Consider the following 4,617-nt stretch of genomic DNA (forward strand, 5'->3'; position numbering starts at 1 on the left):
TCGCCTTACGGTGGAGCTGTGCGTAGATGTGATCAAGAGACAGGTGACGGTGAAGGTCAACACCGACCAGGCCGGCTGGCCCACCGACAACGGCACCGTCGCGCTGCGCGACAACATCGCCGCCACCGATGCCCCGGTGGTGGCGCTCATGGTCAAGGCCGGCGCGGTGGTGATCGGCCGCACCAATACGCCCAGCTTCAGCATGCGCTGGTTCACCGGCAACGAGCTGCATGGCGAGACGCGAAACCCCTGGAACGCCCGCCTCACGCCGGGCGGCTCCTCGGGCGGGGCCGGGGCGGCGGTCGCCAGCGGCATGGGCCCGATCGGTCAGGGCAACGACATCGCGGGCTCTGTGCGCTATCCGTCCTATTGCTGCGGCCTCGTCGGGCTGCGCCCCAGCCTCGGCCGTGTGCCATCCTTCAACAGCACGGCCAAGGCGCCGCCCGGCATCTCCTCGCAACTCATGACAGTGCAGGGGCCACTGACCCGCCGCGTGCGCGACCTGCGCCTCGCCTTCGCGGTGATGGCGCAGCCGCATCCAGACGATCCGCGCGTCGCTCCCATCGCGACCTTCCCGCCGCGCCAGCGCCCGCTGCGCGCCGCACTGGTGGTGGACCCGGCCGGGCGCGGCGTGCACCCCGTCCTGGCCGCCGCCACGCGCTCCGCCGGGCGGGCGCTGGAAGCCGCCGGCTATGTGGTGGAGGAGCGCGAGCCGCCGGAACTCGGTCTTGCTGCTGATCTCTGGGGACCGATCGGTGGACCGGACGTGATCGCCAAGCTGGAGCCGATCGTCGAGGCCTATGGCGACGAGGGCATCAAGCGCGGCCTTGCCTACTGGCGCGGCTGCTGGCCCGAGCGCGACCCCGCTTCCAGCCTCGCCGGGTTGGCCGAACGCAGCCGGTTGCTGCGGCTCTGGAACCTGTTCTTCCAGGACTACGCCGTGGCCGTCATGCCCACCTCCACCCAACCGATCTTCGAATGGGAGGAGGACCTGCGCGATCAGGCGACCAACGACCGCATCATGCAGGCGCAACGCCCCATGCTTGCCGTCTCGGTGCTTGGTCTGCCAGGACTTTCCGTACCCACGGGCCTGCATGATGGTGTGCCGACAGGGGTACAGGTAGTCTCGGCAATGTTCCGCGAGGATCTCTGCCTGGATGCTGCGGAAGCCATCGAGGCACACCACCCGATGCCCACCCCAATCGATCCGCGGGAAGCGTTCTGAAGCCTCAGGCTGCCACGGAGTGGGACCGTGCTGGCGGGCCAAGCTTCCCGTGGCTGTATGATGAGCGAAGATGCCGCATCACTCAGCCTCGTGGCAGGAGACACCCTTCTGGCCCCGGAAGCGGATGTCTCCGGTCCAGATGCTTTGCTGGCGGAACCACTCTGCCACGGCAACAATCGGCAATCCCAAATCTCGATCACGATCGGCAGTTCGGGGAAGTCGCCGGGCAGGTCGGCGACAGCGGCGGCCTGCCAGGGATTGGTTAGGATCTCCAGCAAGAAGCCGTGCCGCGCCAGTAGCTCAACGCCCCGGCGCCAAGCGGGGCTCTCGGCCAGGTTCTCCTGGCTCCAGCGCAGCCTGGGGTTGGGGGGCCAGCGCAGGGTCTGCCGGATGCCGGCCACGCGGCCGTGACAGGCCTGGGCGGCCAGGATCTCGGCGGCCTCGGGCGCGGCCAGGGGCGCGGCGCCGATGCAGCGCGCGGCCATGCCACCCTGGAGCGGCAGCCTGTCGAGTCACTCGGTCTCCTCGACGGCGGGGTAGACCGGATCCTACAGCGCCTCGATATGCACTGTCGCGACCACACCGGTCCCGGCGATATCGGCCGCGAACTGCGGCACGCCATAATCCTGGCGCTCGCGGACGAGATGACCGTTTTCTGCGGGACGGCATGAGCAGACCCCGGGCCGGGCAGCGTCTCGCGATCGCCAGGACTAACATGGCGCCACACAGATGGGATTCGCCCGATGAAGACCAGCTTCGCCAGCCGCATGGCCCAGGTCCAGCCCTCCGCGATCAGGGAGTTGCTCCAACTCGGAGCCGATCCCTCGATCATGTCCTTCGGGGGCGGTTATCCGGATGCCTCGCTCTTCCCGCTGGAACAGTTCGATGCGGTTTTCCACGAGGCCATTGCGATGCAGGGGCGCGAGACGCTGCAATACACCGTGCCCGCCGGCAATCCGCGCCTGCGCGCGCAGGTCGCGGCACGGATGGCGCGGCATGGCGTGACCTGCGACGTCGACGAGGTGCTGATCCTGCAGGGCGGGCAGCAGGGCATCGACCTGGTGGGCAGGCTGCTGATCGATCGGGACGATGTGGTCATCACCGAGAATCCGACCTTTCTCGGCGCCCTGATCGCCTTCAACCCCTGCGAGCCCCGCTACGAGCCGGTGCGCATGGATGAGGAGGGCATGGACATGGAAGCGCTGGAGGCGGTGCTGAAGCGCTGCCCAGGGGCCAAGCTGCTCTATGCCATGCCCGATTTCCACAACCCGACCGGCGTGACGATGAGCCTGCCGCGCCGCCGGCGGCTGATGGAACTGGCGAACCGCCACGAGCTGATCGTGCTGGAGGACACGCCCTATCGCGAGCTGCGCTATGAGGGAGAGGCGCTGCCGACGCTCAAGAGCCTGGATACGGAAGGGCGGGTCATCTTCCTCGGCAGCTTCTCCAAGATCCTCGCGCCCGGGCTGCGGCTCGGCTGGGCGGTGGCGACCACGGAGATCATCGAGCGGCTCGGCCTGCTCAAGCTGGCTGCCGACACGCAATGCGGCACGCTGAGCATGGCCGCGGCCTCCATGTTCCTCGACCGCTACGACGTCGATGCGCATGTCGAGACGATCCGGGCCACCTACAGGCGCAAGAAGACCATGATGCTGGACACCATCCGCCGGCATTTCCCGCAGGAGGTCACCTGCACCGACCCGGCGGGCGGCATGTTCACCTGGCTGACCTTTCCCGAGGGCTTCGATGCCGCGCGCTTCATGGCAGAGCATGCGCTCCCGGACGCGAAGGTCGCCTATGTGCCCGGCGGCGGCTTCTATCCGGTGGCGGAGGAAGCGAACCATGCCCGCATCAGCTATTCCTCGCCTTCCGAGGAGGTCATCACGCGCGGCATGACCGCGCTGGGCCAGCTGCTGACGCGCAGGCTGCACGGTTGAGGCACGGGTATGAGCTTGCGCCCTGGCTGGGAAGGGCCTGAAAAGACCGCTCCGGGGGCTGTGGGGGAAGGTGTGGACGGGCTGCGCATTTCGGACCTCCTGCGGCAGCGCGGGGCGGAGCTGACCCCCGCCGAGGCACGCGTGGCACGCACCCTGTTGGCCGATTATCCCCTGGCCGGCCTCGGCACGGTCGCCAGCCTGGCACGGCGCGCGGGCGTCAGCGATCCCACGGTGGTTCGCCTGGTGGCGAAGCTCGGCCTGGCGGGTGGCTATCCAGCCTTCCAGAAGGCGCTGCTGGAAGAGGTGGAGGCCCGCCTCCGCTCTCCGCTGATGATGATGGAAGCCCGCGGCACGGCGAAGCATGACGTCTCGGAAGCCTATCTGGAATTCCTGGAAGGCCGCCTGGCGGAGATGCGGCAGCAGGGCATGACGGAACCCTATGCCAGGGCCATCGACATGCTGGCCGACCGGAAGCTGCGCCTGACCCTGCTGGGCGGACGTTTCAGCCGCTACCTGGCCGGAATCCTGTACACCCACCTTGTGCAGCTTCGCCCGGGCGTACGGCACCTCGATGGCACGACGGCGGAGGCTGTCGACGCCCTCGTCGATCTGGGACGGCAGGACATGGTGGTGATCTTCGACTACCGCCGCTATCAGGCGGATGTGGTGGATTTCGCCACGGAGGCAGCGGCGCGAGGCGCAAGAATCCTGCTCTTCACCGACCCCTATCGCTCGCCCGTCGCAGCGGTCGCGCAACTGGTGCTGACTGCCCCGGTGGAGGCCAGTTCCCCCTATGACAGCATGGTGCCCGCGCTGGCGCAGATGGAGGCGCTGCTCGCCGGACTGCTGAAGCGGCGCGGGCACGATGTGCGGCAACGCCTGGAAGACATTGAGGCGCTGCGCAGGCGGCGGGGGGTGACACTCGGATGACCAAGTCCCGGCAGGTCCATGTTCCGGCCGGTGAGCCTGCCGGAGCGTCGGATTCATCCGCGACGCAGATTCCAGAAGACCGGAACGCCCTTCAGCACGCCCGACAGCCCGGCCCTGTAGACGGTCAGCTGCGCCACCTGACCCAGCGGCAGATAGGGCAGATCCTGGAATGCCTGTCCCTGCATGCGCTTCGCCAGCGCCAGCTGTGAGGCCGGATCGGAGGTCGCGAGCCACTCCGTGCGCAGGGCTTCCAGAGCGGGGCTCTCGCACCAGCCGTAGAGGCCGCTCCGGCCATCGCCGCGCAGGTTGGGGTGCACCGCCGGGCTGCCGAGATCGGCCCCGGTGTTCAGGACCACATAGGCACTCCAGCCGCCCTGCTCGATCGGGTCCTTCCTGTTTGTCAATCGGCACTGAATTGGGACCCCAGATCGGCACGCAAAAGGGACCCTCTTGTGAGGTGTGTTGAGGGGGCGTTCAGGCGCGGTTCTTGAATCGCCAACTATCGTTGCCGGTCTCGACGATGTC

Annotated in this window: 5 protein-coding genes and 1 pseudogene; 4 read left to right on the forward strand and 2 right to left on the reverse strand. The window is 68.1% G+C overall.

Annotation, left to right across the window (positions count from 1 at the left end):
- A partial coding sequence (locus tag ROTAS13_RS19795; protein ID WP_075823185.1) for an amidase occupies positions 1–1,225 on the forward strand: 1,225 nt, incomplete at its 5' end.
- A 254-nt stretch (positions 1,226–1,479) separates the two neighbouring features.
- On the opposite strand, the pseudogene ROTAS13_RS28650 reads toward ROTAS13_RS19795, so the two are convergent.
- Positions 1,480–1,710: pseudogene (locus tag ROTAS13_RS28650) on the reverse strand (hypothetical protein); the annotation flags it as partial.
- Here ROTAS13_RS28650 and ROTAS13_RS19800 point away from each other — a divergent pair.
- The 3 genes from ROTAS13_RS19800 (at position 1,633) to ROTAS13_RS19810 (ending at position 4,092) form a co-directional block, all read left to right on the forward strand.
- Positions 1,633–1,896, forward strand: a complete 264-nt coding sequence (locus ROTAS13_RS19800) for a hypothetical protein (protein ID WP_058390057.1) — start codon at positions 1,633–1,635, stop codon at positions 1,894–1,896. The pseudogene ROTAS13_RS28650 and the gene ROTAS13_RS19800 sit on opposite strands and share 78 nt — an antisense overlap.
- Positions 1,897–1,968: 72 nt before the next feature.
- Positions 1,969–3,162 (forward strand): PLP-dependent aminotransferase family protein, encoded by a 1,194-nt coding sequence (locus ROTAS13_RS19805; RefSeq protein WP_075823186.1) that lies wholly within the window; start codon positions 1,969–1,971, stop codon positions 3,160–3,162.
- A gap of 9 nt (positions 3,163–3,171) precedes the next feature.
- The gene (locus tag ROTAS13_RS19810) at positions 3,172–4,092 is read left to right on the forward strand and encodes a MurR/RpiR family transcriptional regulator (protein WP_083755638.1); all 921 of its coding nucleotides are present in this window, start codon (positions 3,172–3,174) and stop codon (positions 4,090–4,092) included.
- A 53-nt stretch (positions 4,093–4,145) separates the two neighbouring features.
- Here the strand turns inward: ROTAS13_RS19810 and ROTAS13_RS19815 are convergent, their stop codons facing one another.
- Positions 4,146–4,496, reverse strand: a complete 351-nt coding sequence (locus ROTAS13_RS19815) for a hypothetical protein (RefSeq protein ID WP_216348697.1) — start codon at positions 4,494–4,496, stop codon at positions 4,146–4,148.
- Between the last annotated feature and the right edge of the window lie 121 nt (positions 4,497–4,617).

It is taken from the genome of Roseomonas sp. TAS13, assembly GCF_001950415.1.
GTDB lineage: Bacteria > Pseudomonadota > Alphaproteobacteria > Acetobacterales > Acetobacteraceae > Roseomonas > Roseomonas mucosa.